The sequence below is a fragment of the Clostridium sp. SHJSY1 genome, assembly GCF_031626875.1.
GTDB lineage: Bacteria > Bacillota > Clostridia > Clostridiales > Clostridiaceae > Clostridium.
In genome coordinates this window covers 1-21,055 of sequence record NZ_JANDMF010000011.1, presented here as the reverse complement: position 1 = coordinate 21,055, position 21,055 = coordinate 1, and the positions used below count along the sequence as shown (strand labels likewise).

Below are 21,055 nucleotides of genomic sequence, written 5' to 3'. Positions count from 1 at the left end.
GATATAATTATTAAGAAAATATCAAATCATAAAAAATTATAACTATAAATAAAGATAAATATAGAAGCAATTGCAATAATACTACTCTTTCTTAACAAAATTAATGGACAAGCTATTTAGTTAATAAAGAGTAAATTCATATTATCGCATAGGGGGAATTACCAATGAAATTTTATAACAAACATAACAAAAAGTATGATTGGAAAAACAGAAAGTTAAAAATTACAATATTAGTGAGTTCAATTGTAGTTGGAATAGTTGTAGGGGGGACTTTATTAACTCAAAAATTTTCTAAAAACAAGGAAGTTTTAAAAGCAGTAGCAAGTGATTCTTCACCAACACAAAATCAAGATAATAAAACTGAAAAAAATTATGGGCCTATAGATAAATCTAGTGATAATGAAGTGGAAAATGTTGAATATTTAGAAAAATATATAGCAGAACAGGAAAAAGGGCAGAAGCCTGAAGGAGCTGATGGGAAAAAAGTTGCTTATTTAACTTTTGATGATGGGCCATCAGAAACTGTTACCCCACAAATTTTAGATATTCTTAAATCAGAAAATGTACATGCAACTTTCTTTCTAGTAGGAAAAAATATGGACAAAAATGAAGCAAGCAAGAATTTAGTAAAAAGAGAAGTTGAAGAGGGAAATGCAATAGGAATACATTCTTATTCTCATGATTATAACTATTTGTTTCCAAAAGAAAAAATAAATATAGAAAATTGTATGACTGATTTTAATAAGACAGATGATTCTTTGAAAAAAATATTAGGAGAGAAATTTTCAACAAGAGCATTAAGATTTCCTGGAGGGCAAGAAACTTGGAGTAAAAAGGATCCACAAGGTGCTGATAGTGTGGACAAAGCTTTGCATGAAAAAGATTGGCATCAAATTGATTGGAATTGTTTATCAGGAGATGCAGAGGGAAAAGTTAAAAATGCAGGAGAATTAACAGAATATGCAATAAAGACTATAGGAAAGAGAGAAAAAGCTTTAGTATTGATGCATGATACTTATGGAAAAGAGGAAACAGCAAAAGCGCTACCAGGAATAATACAATATTTAAAACAACAAGGATATGAATTTAAAATAATAAAATAAATTGAAAAAAGCTAATTTTAGAATTTGAAAGTTCTAAAATTAGCTTTTTTATTTATTGATTTTTATGTTGTAGTTTTTTATATGTATAGAATGGTACACCTAGTAACATTAAAATAAACATCCACATAGCAGAATTAGAACCAGATCCATATATAATATATAGAGAATAGCTAAATGCTAATAAAGGAAAGAAACCATGTTTCATAAACCTTAAAAAAGTTAGTTTTGTACCTGATTTATATGTAAGTATTATTTCTGCACATGTACTTAAAGCATATGCAGGTATAAATGATAAAGTTGCTAAATTTATCATAAAGTTAAATGCTTCTGATAAACTAGAAGAGTAATTAAGTATTAACAATAAATTTGTGCATATACTTGATATTACGAGAGAAGCTACAGGCGTTTTGAATTTTGGATGAACATTAGCAAAAATTTTAGGGAATAATCCATCTTCACCAGCAGCATATGCAGCTCGTCCAGTAGTTAATATCCAACCACTTGCAGTCCCCGCAGCAGAAATAGCTATTCCTATAGAAATAAATGAACCACCCCAAGATTGACCAGTAATATGGTTTATTATAGCTGATAATGGAGCATCAGAACTAGCAAGGTCTGTCTGAGATAGTCCCCCCATAGCTAAGAATGATAATAATAAGTATATTATAGTAGCTAAAATAGTTCCTATAATTGTACTTCTTTTTATATTAACTTCTGGATTTTTAATTTCACCACCAGATAATGAAGCACTTTCTAATCCTATAAAAGACCAAAGTGTAACAGCTATAGCACCAGGCAAAGTATTAATTCCCTGAACATCAGGAGAAGAATAAGTACTTAGATAATCTGGATTAAATCCATATATAGCAATAACAACAAAAACTAATATAGCGCCAAGTTTTAGTGTGGTTGTAATTATACCTACTATACTAGCTTCTTTAACACCTTTACAATTAATAAAGGTTAGTATCCATAAAAAAGCAGAAGATACTATAAATGAAACAGCTCCACTTGTAGATAAAATAGGAAAAAATGGAGTTAAGTATTTAATAATTGCAGTTATAATTGCAGCATTTCCTACCCAAGAACCAATCCAAAAGGTCCATGCAACAAGAAAGGCCATAAATTCTCCAAAAGCTTTATTTGTATATACAATTGGACCACCAGTAGAAGGATATCTAGTTCCTAATTTAGCAAATGTTAAAGCTAAAAGAAGAGAACCCACCCCCGTTATAACCCAAGCTAATATTGTTGTAAACGGATTGGACACACTTGCTAAAGTTTGAGGTGCAGTGAAAATTCCAGATCCGACCATATTACCAACAACGATAGCAGTCGCAGCTAACAGTCCAAGTTCTCGTTTTAAATTATTTTTATTATTATTCATTAACGTTCTCCTCAAGAAAAAATAAATCAAAATTAATTATAATGTAGATATTTCTTTTAGACAAGCTATTTTATAGGAATTGTAAAATTGTTTAAGTATGAATAAAAATAGATATTAGTTTAATAAATATGCTAGGGTTTTGGATAAATATTCGATAAAAGAACAGAATAAAAATTTTTTTAAAAAAATACTTTACAACTAATAATAATTATTATATAATAACATATGTAAGGAAAACGCGATACAAAAGATGAATAAAAATGATAAGAAATTAAATTAAATTTGAAAATAAAGGGAGGATATTAATTATGAAAAAATTTGTATGTACAGTATGTGGTTATATTCATGAAGGAGATGTTGCACCAGAAAAGTGCCCAGTATGTGGAGTTGGCCCTGATAAATTTGCAGAACAATCAGGACAAAGAACATGGGCAGCTGAGCATGTTGTAGGAGTTGCACAAGGAGCTAGAGAAGATATAATAGCTGACTTAAGAGCTAACTTTGAAGGAGAATGTACTGAGGTTGGTATGTACTTAGCTATGGCTAGAGTTGCTCATAGAGAAGGTTATCCAGAAATAGGATTATATTGGGAAAAAGCAGCTTGGGAAGAAGCAGAACATGCTTCAAAGTTTGCTGAATTATTAGGTGAAGTTGTAACAGATTCAACTAAGAAGAACTTAGAAATGAGAGTAGATGCTGAAAATGGAGCTACTGCTGGTAAGTTTGACTTAGCTAAGAGAGCTAAAGAGCTGAACTTAGATGCTATACATGACACTGTTCATGAAATGGCTAGAGATGAGGCTAGACATGGAAAGGCATTCCAAGGATTATTAAATAGATACTTTAAATAGATACTTTAAATAGATTCTTTAAATAGATTCTTTAAATAGAAATAAATAAAGTTGTCTCATTAATTTGAGGCAACTTTATTTATTTCTATTTATTGTGGATAATGAAATTTCTTGTTTTTAAATTTATATGTATACTAAGTTTAATTTGAAAAAATAATATTATTATGGTGGATAAAAATTAAATATATAGAAAAATAAATAGTATGCGATATATAGGGCAATTTGACTTTAAATATATGTATTGGTATAATTTATAAAATAAAAAATGGATAAATTAATCATAATTTTATAAAAGATGTAATAATGAAGTGAGTTAACAATATAGGGATTTAAATACTAGTAGAAAATTTAATGCTCATTAGTACGTTTTCAGTAATTAGGTTATACAATTTAAAAGACGATAAAAAATAAGTAGGGGGAAACAATGAAATTTAAAAATATAATATTGACAGTAGTATTAGGAATTTTTCAAATGTTGCTGTTTAATGTCAATACTAAGGCAGCAACAAATAATGAGATGATATGGGAAATACATACAGCTACTGCTTTAGAGAGTACAAGCTCAAATTGGCAGTTTAGAATTGGAGATTATAATAATGATGGAGTGGAGGATTTATATAGTATAAAAAAGGATGGAGGAGCACATACAAATCTTCACATTTTAAGTGGAGAAAGCACCTATCAAAAATTTTTATTACAAACAGCACTTCCTATAGAAGCGACAGGGGATACATGGACGTTTGAATTAGGAGATTATAATGGAGATGGGATTCAAGATTTATATTGTATAAGGAAGGATAGTGGAGCACATACCAATTTGCATATATTGGATGGAAGTACAAATTTTCAAACATTTTTAAATCATATAATACTGCCAATAGAAAATACGGATAATAATTGGGAGTTTAAAACAGGAGATTATGATGGTGATGGAATATCTGATTTATATTGTATAAAGAAAAATGCTGGAAATCATACCAATTTACATGTTCTAAGTGGTAAAGAAAATTATGAAAATTTTTTATGTCAGGTACAATTACCTATTGAGAATACAGGAATAAATTGGGAGTTTGGGGTTAATGACTTTAATCAAGATAAAATATCTGATTTATATTGTATAAAAAAAGATGGAGGAACATCTACCAATATACATATATTAAATGGAAGTAATAGATATCAAACTTTTTTATTACAAACAACAACTATAGAAAGACCAACAAATGAAAGCACTCAATTTATTGTTGGAAAAGGAAACTTAAATATTTATTGTATCGATAAGTATGGAACTAATAGCCAAAAGACAGAATTACATAAGTTTGGTTGGCAGGATTTGGAACCAGAGAAATCAAAAGTAGATAAAGTTATTGATGAAGCAATGAAACATTTAGGAAAACAATATGTTTATGGTGCAGAAGGACCCAATGTTTTTGATTGTTCAGGATACACATCTTATGTATATAGACAAGCTTTAAACATTGAAATAGGGAGAACTACATATGATCAAATCAACTCAGGAAGAGAGATATCACAAAGTGAATTAAAACCTGGGGATTTGGTATTTCCTCATTCTGGACATGTAGGAATATATGTTGGTAATGGGCAAATGGTTCATGCACCTCAGACTGGAGATGTTGTTAAAGTATCATCAGTATATAATTTTTGGAGAGCTAGAAGAATAATAGAGTAAAGATAGTTTTTATTAGAGGCTCGCACTAAGATAACTTAATGATAAATAAAAAGTGAACCATACTACAAAAGTTGGTTCACTTTTTATTTTAAGCTTTAATTATTTCTTTAACAGCATTTATTAATATTTCTTCATCATAATAATGAATAAAATGATCAGCATTTTTTACAACTACTTGAGAGGATTTCTTTGACCAAGAAAGCATCTCTTCCTGAGATTGAAACCATGCTTTATTAAAATCTTTTGAAAAAGCTTTTCTATTCCCAGCAGTAATAATATATAAAGGTATGTTTTTTAAGTTTATTCCATTTCTTAATATTAATGAACAATTTGCTGAAAATTGTTTGAGTTCTTTTATCATATATTCATTATAATAATTTCTCACATGAAGCCGACTTTTTAAATGTCTCAAATCTTTTGAAGGTATATTTCCTATAGTTTTCTTTTTAATATACGGAAATTTTGTGACTAATCTATAAAATCCTGTGTATTTGAAAAAAGTAGCTATTCTTATGTGAGCTATAGATGGAAGTTTTAGTTTATCTTTAAACTCAGGGTTAAAAGCATCATCCATAATTATGCCCTTGACTTCAGATGGAAAAAGTTCAGCATAACGTAAAATTTCTACACTTGCCATTGAGTGACATAAGAAAATGTAAGGAGGTGTATGACCACATTCTTTTAATGAAAATCTAATATCATGTACAAGATTATCAAGGCTTACATTTGTATATATATCAGGACTAAAACCATAACCATATTTTTCATATAAAGCTGTTTTAGAAAAATTTGAAATTTTATCTTGGAGACTAAAAAAATCACAATAAGGACTAGTTATACCTAAGCTTGAGGCAAATACAATAGTTGTATCACCATCTCCTTTAGAAACGACATGAATATTACCATTTGAAGTTTTTATTAGGTGTCCTGGATAAGTTAATCTTTTTTTCTGTAAATATAGAATTATTTCTTCTAATATTAAACCAATTGTGAGAATACAAGCTGTTATGAGAGTTAATTTTAAGAAAATCATAGTCCAACCTCTTTCCATAATTTACTATAATATAAATATAGGATATTTTAATAAATAGGTCAACTAAAGCGTTGATGATTTAGTTGCTAATTTTTAATTTAAAATATATAATTTTATGTAATTGGAACTAAGGTGGGAGGAATAAATAGAAATGATGCACTTATTGTTTTGGATTGTGGCTGCATTATTAGCATTAAATATATCATTTTGTTTATCATTAATATTTATAGAAAGAAAAGATCCAACTACTACTTGGGCATGGTTATTGATAATGCTTATATTACCAGGATTAGGATATGCTATATATATATTATTTGGCCAAAATTTAAGTAGGGAAAAATTGTTTAAAGAGAAGACTTTTAAAGATGAAGCCAGAAGAAGAGAAATGTCTAATTATTTTCTTCAAGATAAAACAGGAGAACATGTTCCAAGCGAATATTTTGATTTAATAAGAATGAACTATAATCATTGTGGAGCAAAATATAAACAGAGAAATTCTATAGATATATACTATGATGGAGAGGATAAATTTCAAGCACTTATCAAGGATTTAAATAATGCAAAGAAATTTATTCATATTCAATATTATATATTTAGAAGAGATTCTATTGGAAAGAAGATAATAGAGATATTGGAAAAAAAGGCAGCAGAGGGAGTAGAAATTAGATTTTTAGTTGATAGTATGGGGTCATATACTTTGACAAAGAAACTTATGAAAAAGTTTTTAAGTAATGGAGGAAAATTTGAAATATTTTTTCCAGGAATTTTACCTCATATAAATACTCGTATTAATTATAGAAACCATAGAAAGATTGTGGTTATTGATGGGGAATCTGGATATATTGGTGGGTTTAATGTAGGTAAGGAATATATAAATCAAGATTCAAAAATAGGTTTTTGGAGAGATACTCATATAAGAATTAAAGGAGAAGCTGTTAATGAATTAACTGATAGGTTTTTACTTGATTGGTGTTATGCTTCAGGAGAAGATATTGACGATTTTAGTATTTTCTACTCTAAAGAAATTTCTAAAGATGGAGATATAGGAATACAGATTGTAACAAGTGGACCTGATCATAAAGAAGAGTACATAAAACATGGATATTTAAAGATGATTAATAATGCTAAAAAGAGTATTTATCTACAAACTCCATACTTTGTACCAGATGAACCTGTACTTGAAGCATTAAAACTTTCTGCTTTGTCTGGTGTAGATGTAAGAATAATAATACCAGAAAATCCTGATCATATTTTTATGAAGTGGGCATCAAATTCATATATTGGAGAATTGTTAGATTTAGGGGTCAAAATATATGCATATGAAAATGGATTTATTCATGCTAAGACTATAGTTGTGGATGGTCAGGTATCTTCTATTGGAACAGCAAATATGGATATTAGAAGTTTTAAACTTAATTTTGAAGTAAATGCTTTTATTTTTGATGATAGAGTGGCTGAAAATTTAGAAAAGCAATTTTTTGTAGATATTAAGAACTCAAAAGTAATAACTAAGGAAAGCCATGATAATAGGAGTATAGGGATGAGGATGAAAGAGTCATTAATAAGATTACTTTCGCCGATTTTATAAAAAAGACATTGAAATATATTGACAATATTAGTTAAAGTGATATATTATTATAAAAAGGAAAATATAATAAAGAATTTTATATTAAATTGATAATGGAGGAAATTATGGAGCAAATAGTAAAAAAAATAGAAGCAAAATTTTATAACTTTTTTTACTTTATATTCTGGGGCTTTTATTTTAGCGCTGGCTATTTGTTTTGTAAAAAAAGAATAATACCTTCATAATGAGTATATAATTTTTTATAGGTTAAATTAATTTTTTGTAGATTATTATTCGAGAGAACTCATTATTGGGTTCTCTTTTTTAATATAAAAAATACTAGGGGGCAAGAAAAATGATAGTAATATTAAAACCAGGAACGAACCAAAAAGAGATTGATACTCTTACAGAAGCAATTCAAAAAAAGGGAGTTGAAGTTAATCCAGTTATAGGTAAAGATCTTATAATTTTAGGATTAGTAGGAGATACAAGTAAAATTGATCACACTCAAATTGAAGCTAATAGAAATGTTGAAAAGGTAATGTATGTAGCAGAACCTTTTAAAAAAGCTAATAGAATGTTTCATCCAGAATCATCTATAATAGATGTAAATGGTAATAAAATTGGTGGCAATAAGCTTGCTATGATTGCAGGACCTTGTTCTGTTGAAAGCGAGGAACAAATAATTTCAATTGCAGAAGATGTTAAGAAGAGTGGGGCAAACTTCTTAAGAGGTGGTGCATTTAAACCAAGAACATCACCATATGCATTCCAAGGATTGAAGTATGAGGGATTAGAGCTATTAAAGGCTGCTAGAGAAAAAACAGGGCTTCCAATAGTAACTGAACTTATGTCACCATATGACATTGAAAAATTCGTAGAAGATGTAGATGTAATACAAATTGGAGCAAGAAATATGCAAAACTTTGATTTACTTCGCGAACTTGGAAAAACAAATAAAACCATTCTTTTAAAGAGAGGATTATCAGCAACTATAGAAGAATGGTTAATGTCAGCTGAATATATTATGGCTGGTGGAAATGAAAATGTAGTTCTTTGTGAAAGAGGAATAAGAACTTTTGAAACCTATACAAGAAACACTTTAGATTTAAGTGCAGTTCCAGCTGTTAAAAAACTTAGCCATTTACCAATAATAATTGATCCAAGTCATGCTACAGGAAAATGGTGGATGGTTGATCCTCTTGCAAAGGCAGCTGTTGCAATAGGTGCAGATGGATTAATTATAGAAGTTCATAATGACCCAGCAAATGCATTGTGTGATGGGCAACAATCAATTAAACCTTGCGTATACAATGATTTAGTTCAAGAATTAAAATTAATAGCTAAGGCTGTTGGAAGAGAAATTTAATATAAGGAATGATTAAAATTGGGAAGAAAATTATATGTTGATTTGAAAGAGAATAGTTATAACATCTTTATAGAAAAAGGTATTTTAAATAAAATTGGAAAAAAAATAAAGGAAATCTATAAAGGTGATAGAGTATTTATTTTAACTGATGAAAATGTAAATAAGTATTGGGGAGATAAGGTAAAATTGTCCCTTGAAGAAGAAGGATTCACAACTAAGGTTATGGTATTAAAGCCAGGAGAAGAAACAAAATCTTTTAATACTCTTCCAGAAATATATAATGAGCTGCTTGATTTTAAACTTAATAGGAAGGAACTTATAATAACTTTAGGTGGTGGAGTTATTGGAGATTTAGGAGGCTTTGTAGCTTCCTCCTTCTTAAGAGGGGTGGACTTTATACAAGTGCCAACATCTTTGTTAGCTCAAGTAGATAGTTCAGTAGGAGGAAAGGTAGCAGTTGATCTTGAAAGAGGAAAGAATCTTATAGGAAGTTTTTATCAACCCAAAGCAGTATTGATTGATCCAGAAGTACTTGATACATTGCCTGAAAAATTTTATAAAGATGGTATGGGAGAAGTTATTAAGTATGGATGTATTAAAGATAAAGTGTTCTTTGATAAGCTAATGAACTTAAAAAGTAAAGAAGAGGTAATGAGTAATATTGAAGATATTATTTATACATGCTGTTCAATTAAGAAAGATGTAGTTGAAAAGGATGAAAAAGATTTAGGAGAAAGAATGTTATTAAACTTTGGGCATACATTAGGTCATGCTATAGAAACTTTTTATAATTTTTCAGGATTTAGTCATGGAGAAGCTGTGGCTATAGGAATGTATAGTATTTCTCTTGAAGGTGAAAAACAAGGAATAACTAGAAAAGGTGTGGCAGAAAAAATAAAAGATATATTAATAAATTATGATTTGCCATATGAAACAAATATAGAGGATAATGAGGCCATAGTAGAAACAATTTCTCTAGATAAGAAGAATTTAGGAAATAAGTTAAAAGTAATATTACTTCAAGATATAGGAGAAAGTATTATATACGATACAACACCAAATTTCTTTAAGGTGGTGAAATAATGGGAAATATAAAAATTTACCAAAAGGAACTAAAGGGAGAGGTAAGGATACCTCCTTCAAAAAGTATGGCTCATAGAGCAATAATATGTGCAGCTTTAGGAGATGGTATAAGTAAAGTTTCAAATATAGATCTTTCAGACGATATTATAGCAACTATTGATTCAATGAAATCACTTGGAGCAGTAATAAATGATTTAGGTAAAGGAACTTTAGAAATTAAGGGATTAAATTCAAAAGAAGTTTTAGCAACAAGAGAGTATGAAAGAGTGATTGATTGTAATGAATCAGGATCTACATTAAGATTTTTAGTACCTATTGCATTAGCCTTTGAAGGAACTACTAGATTTGTTGGAAGAGGCAATCTTGGAAAGAGACCATTAGACACATATTATGAAATATTTGATTTGCAAGGTATTAAATATAGTTATAAAGAAGGAATACTTGATTTAGTGGTTTCAGGATTATTAAAAGCAGGGGAATTTAAGATTAAAGGCAATATAAGTTCACAATTTATAACAGGTCTTATGTTTACATTACCTTTGTTAAAAGGAGATTCTAAAATAATTATAACAACGGAATTGGAGTCTAAAGGATATTTAGATTTAACACTATCTGCTATGAAGGATTTTGGAATAGACATTATTAATAATGATTACAAGGAATTTATTATAAAGGGCAATCAAATTTATAAAAGTAAAGATCATAGAGTTGAAGGAGATTATTCGCAAGGAGCATTTTTCTTATCAGCTGATGCATTAGGAGCAGAAGTTAATATACTAGATCTTAAAGAAGATTCTCTTCAAGGGGACAAGGAAGTTATAGATATATTAACTAGAATGGGAACAGTAATAATAAAGGAAGGAAATGGTGTGGTGGCTAAGTGTAACAACTTACACAGCACTAAAATAGATGCATCCCAATGTCCAGATATCATACCAGTTATATCTTTAGTTGCAGCATTAAGTACAGGAAAAACTGAAATAATTAATGCAGGAAGACTTAGAATAAAAGAATGTGACAGGTTAAATGCAGTTACAGTTGAGTTAAATAAATTAGGGGCTAAAATTGAACAAAGAAAAGATAGCCTTCTTATAGAAGGTGTAACTGAATTAAATGGTGGGGTAGAAGTTTGGAGTCATAAAGATCATAGAATTGCAATGACATTAGCTGTTGCATCAACTAGATGTAAAGAGCCAATAATTTTAAAAGATTATGAGTGTGTGTCTAAATCCTATCCACAGTTTTTTGAAGATTTTAAGATGTTAGGAGGTAATTTTCATGAGTGGAATGTGGGGGAATAATTTGAAGATATCCATATTTGGAGAATCTCATGGAGTTGGTATTGGAGTAACTATAGATGGTCTTCCAGCAGGCATAGAGTTAGATTTAGAAAAAATAGATAAAGAAATGAAAAGAAGAGCTCCAGGTAGAAATAATTTATCAACACCTAGAAAAGAAGGTGATCTTCCAGAGATATTAAGTGGCTTTTTTGAAGGAAAAACAACAGGGGTACCATTAACAGCTGTTATTAGAAATAGTGATACTCGTTCAAAAGATTATGGAAAATTAAAAGATTTAATGAGACCAGGTCATGCAGATTATACAGGAAATATAAGATATGGTGGATTTAATGATTATAGAGGTGGAGGACATTTTTCAGGAAGAATAACTGCACCATTAGTATTTGCAGGGGCTATCTGCAAACAAGTTTTGGCTTTAAAAGGAATAGAGATAGGAACTCATATAAATAGTATAAAAAATTTAAAGGACAAAAGTTTTGACTATGTGAATATTACTAAAGAGGAGCTTCATAAATTAAGCTTAAAAGAATTGCCATTAATAGATGAATCAAAAGAAGATAATATAAGAAAAGTTATATTAGATGCAAGAAAAGAAGGAGATTCTGTTGGAGGAACAATAGAATGTGCTATATTAGGGGTAGAACCAGGATTAGGAAATCCATTTTTTGATTCTGTAGAATCAACTTTATCACATCTGTTATTTTCAGTTCCAGCAGTAAAGGGAGTTGAATTTGGTTTAGGATTTGGAATAACTGAAATATATGGCTCAAAAAGTAATGATTCCTTCTATTATTATGAAGATAAAGTAAGAACACATAGTAATAACAATGGTGGTATCTTAGGTGGTATAACAAATGGAATGCCTATAATTTTTAAGGTAGCTATAAAGCCAACATCATCTATATCTAAAGAACAAAATACAATAAATATAAGGGAAAAGAAGGATGAAACACTAGTAGTTCAAGGAAGACATGATCCATGTATAGTCCAAAGAGCAATTCCGGTTATAGAAGCTGTGGCTGCTATTGGAGTACTTGATTTATTAAAGGGGAGATATGGATGGCAGATTTAGAGGAGTACAGAAAAGAAATAGATGGTATAGACAAAGAATTGGCTGTATTATTTGAAAAAAGAATGAATATGGTTTTAAAGATTGCTGAATATAAGAAAGAAAATAAAGTTGAAATATTTCATAAAAATAGAGAAGATACTGTATTAAAGAAGGCTATAGACAATCTGCAAAATGAAGATTATTCAGATGAAATAGTTAAGTTTTTTAATGCAACAATGGAAATTGGAAAAGGGCTGCAAAGAAGAAAAATAGAAGAGAGTAAAAAATTAGTAGAAATAGAAATTAAAAGATCAGAAATAGATAAAGGAAAGAAGGTTGGATTTCCAGGGGTCATGGGTTCTTTCACAGAAGAAGCAGCTATAAAGTTTTTTGGAGATAATAGTGATAGGATTTCATATGAAGGATTCAGTGATATATTTAAAGCAATAGAATCAGGTGAAGTTGATTATGGAATACTTCCAATTGAAAATTCATCTACAGGAGCTATTTCAGAGAATCTAGATCTTTTAAGAAGCTATGGATTTTATATTGTTGGAGAAGAATGTATAAGAATAGATCAAAATCTTGTTGGAATAAGAGGAGCAAGAGTAGAAGATATAACTGAAGTATATTCCCATCCACAAGGAATTGAGCAAAGTAGTGACTTCTTAAGAAGATATCAGAATTGGAAGATGATTCCTTTTCATAATACTGCAACTAGTGCAAAACTTATAAAGGACCTTTCAGATAAAACAAAAGCTGCAATTGCAAGTAAGCGTGCTGCTAAAATTTATGGACTTGAAATAATTAAGGAATGTATAAATAACCAAAAAGACAACTATACAAGGTTTATTATCATATCTAAAGAACTAAATGTAGTTAAAGATGCTAATAAGGTAAGTGTTGTGTTTTCACTTGAAAATGAAGCAGGAACATTATATAGGTTACTTAGACATTTTGCAGAAAATAATATAAATATGATAAAAATAGAATCAAGGCCTATGAAAGATAGCTCATGGAAGTATTTCTTATATGTAGATTTTGAAGGACATATTGAGAGTGAAGAGGTTATTAATGCCTTAAAACTTATTGAAACAAATTCTGCATATTTCAAGCTATTGGGGGCTTATGAGAAAAAAGTTAGTTAAGGAGGAGAATAATGGAGTTTTATGGTTTAGTTGGTGAAAAGTTATCCCATAGTCTTTCTCCAGAAATAAACAGTAAAATATTTGAAGCTTTAGGCATTAAGGCAGGTTATAAGCTTTTTGAAATTCCAAAGGAAGATATAAAAAATCTTGGAGAATCTCTTAAATTATTGAAAATAAAAGGGGTTAATGTAACTATTCCATATAAGGAAGTAGTTATAAATCAACTTGATGCAATATCTGAAGAGGCTAAAGCTATAGGTGCTATAAATACTATTGCTCTTAAGGATGGCAAGTTATATGGATATAACACTGATTATTTCGGATTTGCTAGTATGCTTTCAATAAATAATATAGATGTCAAAGAGAAAACTTGTGTAGTTTTAGGTGCTGGAGGAGCTTCTAAAGCAGTAGTTACTTATCTTTTAGATAAAGATGCAAGAAAAGTTTATCTTGTAAGTAGAGATAAAAATAAAGTTATTAATACAAATTCTAAGATTAAAATAGTAAATTATAAAGAATTAGAAAAGATTAATGGAGATATAATTATAAATACTACTCCAGTAGGAATGTATCCTAAAGTAGGTATATCACCAGTAAGTAAGGATATAATTGAAAAATATGATATTTTAGTTGATATTATTTATAATCCTAAAATAACAGAGTTTTTAAGGATTGGACAGGAACTTAACAAAAAGATTTGTGGTGGCCTATATATGCTAGTTGGGCAAGCAATTAAATCAGAAGAGATATGGCAAGAAAGAAGTATTGACCTAAAAGTATTAAGTGAAATCTATGATGAATTAGAAACTAAGTTTAATTAGGAGGAAGAATTTAAATGGTATCAAAAAAAAATAATATAGTTTTAATTGGGATGCCAGGATGTGGTAAAAGTACTTTGGGTAAAAGTCTTGCAGAAGAATTTAAATTTAAATTTTATGATATGGATGAATATATACAAAAAATTTCAAAGAAGACTATACCAGAATTATTTGAAGAAAGTGAAAGTATATTTAGAAAATGGGAGTGGAAGGCATGTGAAGAGTTATCTAAAAAAGATAAGGCTGTCATTTCTTCTGGTGGTGGAGTTGTAAAAATAAAGAGAAATATAGATATTTTAAAAAAAGATTGTATAATTCTATTTATTGATAGGGCTGTAGAAGATATAATTAAAGATGTAGATATAAATAAAAGACCATTATTGAAAGATGGTGCAAATAAATTATATGAATTACATAATGAAAGATATACACTTTATAATGAAGCTGCTGATATAATGGTTGAAAATGTTGGAAACTTAGATGAGGTTCTTAATAAGTGTAAAGAAAAAATTGCTAAAAGTTTAGGGATAAAGCTCTAATAGAGCATTACCATATATTAATTTAGGATAGTAGTACAGAAAAAGAATATTTATTTAGTACAGGAGGATATGAAATGATTATTATTATGAACGCAAAATGCGGAGAAGAACAAATTAATAAGGTGGTTGGTATCGTTGAGTCTAAGGGGCTTGGCATAAACCTTTCAAGGGGGACAACTAACTGTATAATTGGATGTGTTGGAGATACATCTGTCTTAGAGGCTAATAAGCTTTTAAGAATAGAGGGAGTAGATAAAGTGTTAAAGGTACAAGAACCTTTCAAAAAGGCAAATAAGTTATTTAAACCAGAACCAACAGTAGTTGATGTTAATGGTGTTAAGATAGGTGGAAAAAATTTAGGAATCATGGCTGGACCTTGTTCAGTTGAGTCAGAGGAACAAATAATTGAAGTGGCCAAGAGCGTTAAAGAATCAGGTGGTAATTTCTTAAGAGGTGGAGCATTTAAACCTAGAACATCACCGTACAGTTTTCAAGGATTAGAACTTGAAGGATTAAAATTGTTAAAAGCAGCTAAACAGGAAACAGGACTTCAAATTGTTACAGAACTTATGTCAACGGATTACATAGATGATTTTGTTGAAAATGTTGATGTAATTCAAATAGGTGCAAGAAATATGCAAAACTTTGATTTGTTAAAACAAATAGGAAAGACGAATAAACCAGTTCTTTTAAAGAGAGGTTTATCTGCAACTATTGAAGAATGGTTAATGTCGGCTGAATACATAATGGCAGGTGGAAATGAAAATGTAATTCTTTGTGAAAGAGGAATAAGAACATTTGAAACTTACACAAGAAATACATTAGATTTAAGTGCAATTCCAGTTGTTAAGAGATTATCTCATTTACCAATTATAATTGATCCAAGCCATGCTGGTGGATTCTGGTACTTAGTAGAACCCATGGCTAAGGCTGCAATAGTAGCTGGTGCAGATGGACTTATGATAGAAGTACACAATGATCCTGAGAATGCATTAAGTGATGGACAACAATCAATAAAACCAGAAAACTTTAGAAGTTTAATGGAAAAAATTAAGGTTCTAGCTGAGCTTGAAGGAAAAGAGATTTAGGTGGGTAAAATGAATATTGTTATTGTGGGGCTTGGAGTAATAGGTGGTTCTTTTGCAATGGCACTAAATAGAATAGGGTACAAAAATGTTTATGGTGTTGATGTAAATGAAGAAACATTAAAAAAAGCAAAAGTACTTGGTATAATTAAAGAAGGGTGTACTTCAGGTGAAAACTTTTTTAAAGAAGCTGATTTGATAATTATGTCTATATATCCAAAATTAGTGATTGATTTTGTGAATAGAAATAAAGATAATTTTAAAAGTGGTGCTATAATAACTGATGCAACTGGTATAAAAGGAATGTTTATTAAAGAAATAATAGATATTCTACCAGAGGATGTTGACTTTGTTTTTGGTCACCCTATGGCAGGGAGAGAGAAAAAAGGAATTGATTTTGCAACTGATAAAGTATTTATGAATGCAAATTATTTAATAACTCCTATTAAAAGAAATAAGGAAGAAAACATAAAAGTTGTAGAAAATTTAGCTAAGGAAATAGGTTTTAAAAGAATACGTAGAATAACACCAGAATTTCATGACGAAATGATAGGGTTTACTTCACAATTACCTCATGCTATGGCTGTAGCTCTTATAAATAGTGATGAAGAAGATAGAGATACAGGAAGCTTTATTGGGGATAGTTATAGAGATTTAACTCGTATAGCTAATATAAATGAAGAACTTTGGAGTGAACTTTTCCTGGGAAATAAGAATAATTTGTTGAAAGCAATAAATAATTTTGAATTAGAGTTAGATTTGATAAAGAAAGCTATATATGAAGATGACAAAGAAATGCTTATGGAGTTCTTTAGAAAGTCTACTAAAAGAAGAGAAAAGCTGTAAGGTACAATTTAAAGGTTAGTGTTGAAAATGAATATCTATAATTTTTATAAATCAACAATACAAATTAAAAAAGTGGCATTGCCACTTTTTTTTCTTTAACAAAAGTATTTAATAGAATATTTTTTATAGTATTCTTGATTTTTTATCATGCTTGGATTAGATATTATTTGATAAAATATACATTTCGTAACCAAAAAATGTAATTAGAATAAAACAAAGAGTCATATATAATTCTTCACTATTATACAAAATATACTATAAAAACAATATTAAACCTATATTGACTAATTTATCATTATAATATATAATATGGAACATATGTTAGATAGGAGGATAAATATGTCAAAAAATAATAAGAGTATAAAAGTATTTTTTAGTTTTGTACTATCAATTTTAATGATGGTAACGATTACGCTAGGGAGTTTTAGTGTGGCTAATGCAGCTTCAGTTAGTGGACAAGCTATTGTGAATGAAGCTAAGAATTATTTAGGAAAACCATATGTATGGGGAGCAAAAGGACCTGATAGTTTTGACTGCTCAGGGTTTACATCATATGTGTATAAAAAAGTAGCTAATATTGATATTGGCCCAGATACATATACACAAATTAACGCAGGTAGGGAGGTATCGCAAAGTGAATTACAGCCTGGAGATTTAGTGTTTCCACACTCTGGTCATGTAGGTATCTATGTTGGTAATGGACAAATAATACATGCACCTCAAACAGGAGATGTAGTAAAAATATCATCAATTTGGAAATTCTGGAGAGCTAGAAGAATAATAGAAGGACCTAGTAGATCTAGTCTTGAAAATCTATTATTTAATGCAAATTTATATCATGATAAGTATGAAGATTTAAGAAATACTTTTGGAAATGATGTTGATCAACTTAATAATCATTTTTATACTAGTGGAATAAAGGAAGGACGTTCTGCATCAGAAGTTTTTGATGTAAGTTATTACTTAAGTCATAATCAAGATCTTATTAATGCATTTGGTGGAAATAATTATGAAGCTGCATATAACCATTTCATAACTTCTGGTTATAAGGAATCAAGAGATCTTTCACCAGTATTTAATATGGAAACATATATAAAAAATAATCCAGATGTAGCTAATACATATGGAACAGATCATGAAGGAATTATGAGACATTTCTTAACTAATGGAATGAAAGAAGGAAGAAATGCAAGTGTAAACTTCAATTTAGATGTGTATAAATTCAATTATGAAGATTTAAGAAATGCATTTGGAGATAATAATCAATCATATTATGATCATTATTTAACAAGTGGAATAAATGAGGGACGTATTGCAAATCGTATAGTATTTAAGACAGCTACAGGAGATTTAATATTTAATGCAAAATTCTATGCAGATAAATATACAGATTTGAAACAAGCTTTTGGATGTGATGAAATACAATTAGCTAAGCATTTTATAACTAATGGAATAAAAGAAGGACGTACTGCATCAGAAGCATTTGATATAAGCTATTATTTAAATAACAATCCTGATCTTATAGCTGCTTTTGGAAAAGATAACTACCAAGCTGCATATGATCATTTCTTAAGTAATGGATATAAAGAAAATAGAAAACTTTCACCTGTATTTGATATGGGATATTACATTAAAAACAATCCAGATGTAGTACAAGCATATGGAAATGATTATAACGGAATAATCAATCACTTCTTAACATGTGGAATGAAAGAAGGAAGAAGAGGCAGTGAAGAATTTGATTTAAATACTTATAAAAATAAGTATTCAGATTTAAAAAATGCATTTGGAGAAGATAATAAAGCATATTATGATCATTATCTTCAATGTGGAATAGCTGAAGGAAGAACAGCAAAATAAGTAAAAAAGTGGCTTAAGCCACTTTTTTACTTATTTTCTTCAATTAATTCATAGATAGTTTTGGAAGTTGTATCTTCCATAGTATAGCCAAGCAATTTAACAATTCTTTCAAGTTTTTTTTCAGAATCTGTTTCTATTTCTATATATGGAAATGGGCAAAAAGTAGCATCATTAATATCAATCTCTACTAGACCGTCTTCTAATTCATAACTTTCTCGAAACTTCTTTATGGATTGTTTAAGAATTAATCCAAGTGAATTAAAAATACCTTCAGCAGCAGTTTTATCTTCTACTAATATCTCATTTTCTTCCATCTCTTTAAAGCGGCCTTGTGATATAAGTTTTTTTGTTGTCATAAAATATATTTCTTTTTTATTTAATAAATCATCAATAGTTCTTATTCGAGCATAACCTCTATTTTTTAAAAGTCGGTCATCTTCAAAATCATATATATTATTAATTTGATTTTCTTCTTTTACTTTATTTGCACCATTCTCAACAAGGATGTGTCTAATATTAGCAACATCAATCTTAATTATTCTTGTTTCTAATTCATTCATATTATCTCTCCTAAAATGTAAAATGCATATTATAATTGTTAAAAATTGACTAAGGAATATATAATCAATTAATTATATCATAAAATAAATATATAAGTTATTTTATCCTTTTATTTGAGAAATACAATTAGTATAATAGAAATATAGAAAAATTTATTATATTTTGAAGGATACATTAGGAGGAGTTAATAATGGCAAAACATTTACACATAATGGCAGAAGAAGGATCTATTTCAGAAACAGTTCTTTTACCAGGAGATCCACTAAGAGCAAAATTTATAGCTGATAATTATTTAGAAAATGCTAAGTGCTATAATACTGTAAGAGGTATGTATGGATACACTGGCACATATAAAGGAAAAAGAATATCAGTACAAGGGACAGGTATGGGGCTACCATCTCATTCTATCTATGTAAACGAACTAATTAGATTTTATGGAGCAAAGAGATTAATAAGGATAGGTTCAGCTGGATCTATGAATGATAATGTTAATGTTAGAGATATTGTATTAGCTCAAAGTGCATCAACAAATTCAGGTATTAATAAAAGAAGATTTAATGGTATGGATTATGCTCCAACTGCAAATTTTGAACTATTATTAAAAGCTTATAATAAAGCTTCAGAGAAGGGTGTTAATGTTAAAGTAGGTAATGTATTATCTTCAGATTTATTTTATGATGATACAAATGGATCAATTAAATTATGGGCAGATTATGGTTGTTTAGCTGTAGAAATGGAGACAGCAGAACTATATACTGTGGCTGCTAAGTATGGAGTTGAAGCTCTATCAATACTTACAATATCTGATCATATGTTTAAAGGGGAAGAGACAACTCCAGAGGAGAGAGAGACTACCTTTACACAAATGATGGAAATTGCTTTAGAGTTAGGTTAGGTATATAGCATTATGGGGAAGAAGGTAAATGTCAAAGAAATTATAAGAAAAATTATATTTTTTATTTCACTAGCAGTTTTTCTTGTATGTGCATATAAATTGTATAGTATTTTAAGTGAATATAATAATAACTCTAAGTCTTATGATGAAGTAAGAGAATATTCTCCAGAGGTAGTAGAAGACAATGGAAAAAATAAATTTACTTTTATGCCAGAAAACTATGATAAATTATATCAAATGAATAACGACTTTAGAGGTTGGATTTATATTCCTAATACTAAAATAAGTTATCCTTTAGCTCAAACGGATAACAATGACTATTATTTAAATCATAATTTTAAGAAAGAGAAGAATAGTGGAGGGTCTATATTTGTTTCAGCAGATAATAAAGAGCCGTTTGTTGATAAGAATACTATAGTGCATGGTCATCATATGAAGGATGGAAGTATGTTTGCGGATTTAATGAAATTTAAGGATCAAACCTTTGCTAAAGATACTCCTATTTATATAAACACAAAAAACAAAGTTTTTCAATATGAAGTTTTTTCTGTATTTTTTGAAAAGGCAAATAGTGATTCATATGTAAATAAATTTTCATCTTCTCAATCATACTTAAAATATATAAATAACCTAAAAGGAAAATCGATGTTTGGGTTAGAGAGAAAACCATTTGGGCAAGATGATAAAATGATAATTTTATCCACTTGTGATTATGATGTTAATGATGGAAGACTTCTTGTATGTGCAAAATTAGTTTCTAGTACAGATTATTAAAATCAGCCATATGGCTGATTTCAGAGTGTCGACAAAGTCGACACTCTTTCGTTTTTATAATAAAATATTCTTGGGTGATAAAAATGTTAACAAAGAA

The 21,055-nt window shown here is 29.1% G+C and carries 18 protein-coding genes and 1 pseudogene; 16 read left to right on the top strand and 3 right to left on the bottom strand.

Annotation, left to right across the window (positions count from 1 at the left end; genetic code table 11):
• The first annotated feature begins 164 nt into the window (after positions 1–164).
• The gene (locus NNC19_RS07690) at positions 165–1,103 is read left to right on the top strand and encodes a polysaccharide deacetylase family protein (RefSeq protein WP_310938046.1); all 939 of its coding nucleotides are present in this window, start codon (positions 165–167) and stop codon (positions 1,101–1,103) included.
• Positions 1,104–1,155: 52 nt separating this feature from the next.
• On the opposite strand, the gene NNC19_RS07685 is transcribed toward NNC19_RS07690, so the two are convergent.
• Positions 1,156–2,490: an amino acid permease gene (locus NNC19_RS07685; RefSeq protein WP_310938045.1), complete on the bottom strand. Its 1,335-nt coding sequence runs from the start codon at positions 2,488–2,490 to the stop codon at positions 1,156–1,158.
• A 308-nt stretch (positions 2,491–2,798) separates the two neighbouring features.
• On the opposite strand from NNC19_RS07685, the gene NNC19_RS07680 reads away from it, so the two are divergent.
• The gene (locus NNC19_RS07680; protein ID WP_310938044.1) at positions 2,799–3,341 is read left to right on the top strand and encodes an NADH peroxidase; all 543 of its coding nucleotides are present in this window, start codon (positions 2,799–2,801) and stop codon (positions 3,339–3,341) included.
• A gap of 424 nt (positions 3,342–3,765) precedes the next feature.
• Positions 3,766–5,028, top strand: a complete 1,263-nt coding sequence (locus tag NNC19_RS07675; RefSeq protein ID WP_310938043.1) for an NlpC/P60 family protein — start codon at positions 3,766–3,768, stop codon at positions 5,026–5,028.
• A gap of 88 nt (positions 5,029–5,116) precedes the next feature.
• Here NNC19_RS07675 and NNC19_RS07670 read toward each other — a convergent pair whose 3' ends face one another.
• The gene (locus NNC19_RS07670; protein WP_310938042.1) at positions 5,117–6,061 is read right to left on the bottom strand and encodes an alpha/beta hydrolase; all 945 of its coding nucleotides are present in this window, start codon (positions 6,059–6,061) and stop codon (positions 5,117–5,119) included.
• Positions 6,062–6,215: 154 nt separating this feature from the next.
• Here NNC19_RS07670 and cls point away from each other — a divergent pair, with 154 nt between their 5' ends.
• The 11 genes and pseudogenes from cls to NNC19_RS07615 form a co-directional block, all read left to right on the top strand.
• On the top strand, positions 6,216–7,649 hold the full coding sequence (gene cls, locus NNC19_RS07665; protein ID WP_310938121.1) for a cardiolipin synthase: 1,434 nt from the start codon (positions 6,216–6,218) through the stop codon (positions 7,647–7,649).
• Positions 7,650–7,983: 334 nt separating this feature from the next.
• Positions 7,984–8,997 carry a 3-deoxy-7-phosphoheptulonate synthase gene (gene aroF / locus NNC19_RS07660; protein ID WP_310938041.1) on the top strand — a complete coding sequence of 338 codons (1,014 nt, stop codon included), beginning with the start codon at positions 7,984–7,986 and terminating at the stop codon, positions 8,995–8,997.
• Between the two features lie 18 nt (positions 8,998–9,015).
• On the top strand, positions 9,016–10,080 hold the full coding sequence (gene aroB / locus NNC19_RS07655; RefSeq protein ID WP_310938040.1) for a 3-dehydroquinate synthase: 1,065 nt from the start codon (positions 9,016–9,018) through the stop codon (positions 10,078–10,080).
• Positions 10,080–11,381, top strand: a complete 1,302-nt coding sequence (gene aroA / locus NNC19_RS07650; RefSeq protein WP_310938039.1) for a 3-phosphoshikimate 1-carboxyvinyltransferase — start codon at positions 10,080–10,082, stop codon at positions 11,379–11,381. The genes aroB and aroA overlap by 1 nt, the downstream gene beginning before the upstream one ends.
• Positions 11,359–12,453: a chorismate synthase gene (gene aroC / locus NNC19_RS07645; RefSeq protein WP_310938038.1), complete on the top strand. Its 1,095-nt coding sequence runs from the start codon at positions 11,359–11,361 to the stop codon at positions 12,451–12,453. The genes aroA and aroC overlap by 23 nt, the downstream gene beginning before the upstream one ends.
• On the top strand, positions 12,441–13,580 hold the full coding sequence (pheA, locus tag NNC19_RS07640) for a prephenate dehydratase (RefSeq protein ID WP_310938037.1): 1,140 nt from the start codon (positions 12,441–12,443) through the stop codon (positions 13,578–13,580). Before aroC ends, pheA begins: the two co-directional genes overlap by 13 nt.
• Positions 13,581–13,591: 11 nt before the next feature.
• A complete protein-coding gene (gene aroE, locus NNC19_RS07635; protein WP_310938036.1) occupies positions 13,592–14,401 on the top strand; it encodes a shikimate dehydrogenase in 810 nt (269 codons plus the stop codon).
• Between the two features lie 14 nt (positions 14,402–14,415).
• A complete protein-coding gene (locus NNC19_RS07630) occupies positions 14,416–14,937 on the top strand; it encodes a shikimate kinase (RefSeq protein ID WP_310938035.1) in 522 nt (173 codons plus the stop codon).
• Positions 14,938–15,011: 74 nt separating this feature from the next.
• A complete protein-coding gene (gene aroF / locus NNC19_RS07625) occupies positions 15,012–16,025 on the top strand; it encodes a 3-deoxy-7-phosphoheptulonate synthase (protein WP_310938034.1) in 1,014 nt (337 codons plus the stop codon).
• A 9-nt stretch (positions 16,026–16,034) separates the two neighbouring features.
• On the top strand, positions 16,035–16,868 hold the full coding sequence (locus NNC19_RS07620; RefSeq protein ID WP_310938033.1) for a prephenate dehydrogenase: 834 nt from the start codon (positions 16,035–16,037) through the stop codon (positions 16,866–16,868).
• A gap of 426 nt (positions 16,869–17,294) precedes the next feature.
• Positions 17,295–17,651: pseudogene (locus NNC19_RS07615) on the top strand (C40 family peptidase); the annotation flags it as partial.
• Between the two features lie 1,103 nt (positions 17,652–18,754).
• Here the strand turns inward: NNC19_RS07615 and NNC19_RS07610 are convergent.
• Positions 18,755–19,288, bottom strand: coding sequence for a CYTH domain-containing protein (locus NNC19_RS07610; protein ID WP_310938032.1), 534 nt, complete (start codon positions 19,286–19,288; stop codon positions 18,755–18,757).
• A gap of 191 nt (positions 19,289–19,479) precedes the next feature.
• Here NNC19_RS07610 and deoD point away from each other — a divergent pair, with 191 nt between their 5' ends.
• A complete protein-coding gene (deoD, locus tag NNC19_RS07605; protein ID WP_310938031.1) occupies positions 19,480–20,184 on the top strand; it encodes a purine-nucleoside phosphorylase in 705 nt (234 codons plus the stop codon).
• Between the two features lie 12 nt (positions 20,185–20,196).
• On the top strand, positions 20,197–20,958 hold the full coding sequence (srtB, locus tag NNC19_RS07600) for a class B sortase (RefSeq protein ID WP_310938030.1): 762 nt from the start codon (positions 20,197–20,199) through the stop codon (positions 20,956–20,958).
• Positions 20,959–21,055: the final 97 nt, after the last annotated feature.

Coding starts and splice junctions, on each gene's coding strand:
- NNC19_RS07690 (WP_310938046.1), top strand. CDS start 165: ATGAAATTTTATAACAAACATAACAAAAAGTATGATTGGAAAAACAGA.
- NNC19_RS07685 (WP_310938045.1), bottom strand. CDS start 2,490: ATGAATAATAATAAAAATAATTTAAAACGAGAACTTGGACTGTTAGCT.
- NNC19_RS07680 (WP_310938044.1), top strand. CDS start 2,799: ATGAAAAAATTTGTATGTACAGTATGTGGTTATATTCATGAAGGAGAT.
- NNC19_RS07675 (WP_310938043.1), top strand. CDS start 3,766: ATGAAATTTAAAAATATAATATTGACAGTAGTATTAGGAATTTTTCAA.
- NNC19_RS07670 (WP_310938042.1), bottom strand. CDS start 6,061: ATGATTTTCTTAAAATTAACTCTCATAACAGCTTGTATTCTCACAATT.
- cls (WP_310938121.1), top strand. CDS start 6,216: ATGCACTTATTGTTTTGGATTGTGGCTGCATTATTAGCATTAAATATA.
- aroF (WP_310938041.1), top strand. CDS start 7,984: ATGATAGTAATATTAAAACCAGGAACGAACCAAAAAGAGATTGATACT.
- aroA (WP_310938039.1), top strand. CDS start 10,080: ATGGGAAATATAAAAATTTACCAAAAGGAACTAAAGGGAGAGGTAAGG.
- aroC (WP_310938038.1), top strand. CDS start 11,359: ATGAGTGGAATGTGGGGGAATAATTTGAAGATATCCATATTTGGAGAA.
- pheA (WP_310938037.1), top strand. CDS start 12,441: ATGGCAGATTTAGAGGAGTACAGAAAAGAAATAGATGGTATAGACAAA.
- aroE (WP_310938036.1), top strand. CDS start 13,592: ATGGAGTTTTATGGTTTAGTTGGTGAAAAGTTATCCCATAGTCTTTCT.
- NNC19_RS07630 (WP_310938035.1), top strand. CDS start 14,416: ATGGTATCAAAAAAAAATAATATAGTTTTAATTGGGATGCCAGGATGT.
- aroF (WP_310938034.1), top strand. CDS start 15,012: ATGATTATTATTATGAACGCAAAATGCGGAGAAGAACAAATTAATAAG.
- NNC19_RS07620 (WP_310938033.1), top strand. CDS start 16,035: ATGAATATTGTTATTGTGGGGCTTGGAGTAATAGGTGGTTCTTTTGCA.
- NNC19_RS07610 (WP_310938032.1), bottom strand. CDS start 19,288: ATGAATGAATTAGAAACAAGAATAATTAAGATTGATGTTGCTAATATT.
- deoD (WP_310938031.1), top strand. CDS start 19,480: ATGGCAAAACATTTACACATAATGGCAGAAGAAGGATCTATTTCAGAA.
- srtB (WP_310938030.1), top strand. CDS start 20,197: ATGGGGAAGAAGGTAAATGTCAAAGAAATTATAAGAAAAATTATATTT.